We start from the raw sequence: 1,065 nt of genomic DNA, 5'->3' as shown, positions 1-1,065 counted from the left end.
TCCTTGGCCAGGCACCCCATCGCCTTGGGGTACTTGGCCTCGAAACGCTTCACCGTGCGATCGAAGGCCCTGCGTGCCTCGTCGCGGGTCTCGGCCATCCAGATGTCATGGAGGTCCGCCTTGACTTTGGGCTGCACCGATTTTGGTAGCTTGTTCAGCACGTTGGCCGTCTTGTGGACCCAGCAGCGCTGATGGTCGGTTTCCGGGTAAATCTTGCTCAGCGCTGCCCAGAACCCCATGGCACCGTCACCCACTGCCAGCTTGGGAGCCTGGGCCAGGCCACGCTCTCGTAGCCCTGTCAGCAAGGTCTCCCAACTGGCCGCCGACTCGCGAAAGCCGTCCTCGACGGCCACCAGCTCCTTGCGGCCCTGCTCGGTGACGCCAATGATCACCAGCAGGCACAGGCGGTCACCCATGCGGACGTTGCTATACACACCGTCGGCCCACCAGTAGACGTAGTGTCGGTCGGCGAGGTCCCGCTTCCTCCACTCGGTATGCTCGTCTTCCCACTGCTTCTTGAGCCGTGACACGGTGTTGGCCGACAGACCCTTGGCCTGGTCGCCGAGCAGCGCCGCCAAAGCCTCCTGGTAGTCGCCGGTAGAGATCCCCTTCAGGTAGAGCCAGGGGATCAGCTCCTCGATGCTGCGGGCCCGCTTCAGGTAGGGCGGCAGCAGACTGCTGTTGAAGCGAGCGCCACCACCGCTACGGTCGCGCACCTTGGGCACCTGCACGCTGACATCCCCGACCCCGGTCTGGACGGTGCGCTCGGGCAGGTAGCCGTTGCGGACCACCGCTTGGCGCCCATCATCGAGCCGCTGGTCGGCGTACTGTGCCAGGAAGGTGGCCAGTTCAGCCTCGACGGCCTTGGCGATCAGGTCACGGGCACCTTGACGAAGCAGCTCGTGCAGCGGGTCAGTGACCGGGGGTTCTGGTTGTGAAAGAGCCCGGAGGGTAGAATCGGTCATGGCGTATCCACTCATGTTGATTGAGATCTTGGTCGTGATCAATCAACAGGATACGCCACCCTTCCTACCTCCTCCCATACACCAGAAATCACCATAGCTC

Annotated in this window: 1 protein-coding gene; it reads right to left on the bottom strand. The window is 63.3% G+C overall.

The window, feature by feature from the left end; all coding sequences use genetic code 11:
• A partial coding sequence (locus HOP58_RS22750; RefSeq protein ID WP_234261913.1) for an IS256 family transposase occupies positions 1 to 965 on the bottom strand: 965 nt, incomplete at its 3' end.
• Positions 966 to 1,065 lie beyond the last annotated feature (100 nt).

It is taken from the genome of Halomonas sp. MCCC 1A11062, assembly GCF_021404355.1.
Lineage (GTDB): Bacteria > Pseudomonadota > Gammaproteobacteria > Pseudomonadales > Halomonadaceae > Halomonas > Halomonas aerodenitrificans.
The sequence above is the reverse complement of the archived record's forward strand: the minus strand, read 5'-3'. Positions and strand labels throughout refer to the sequence as shown.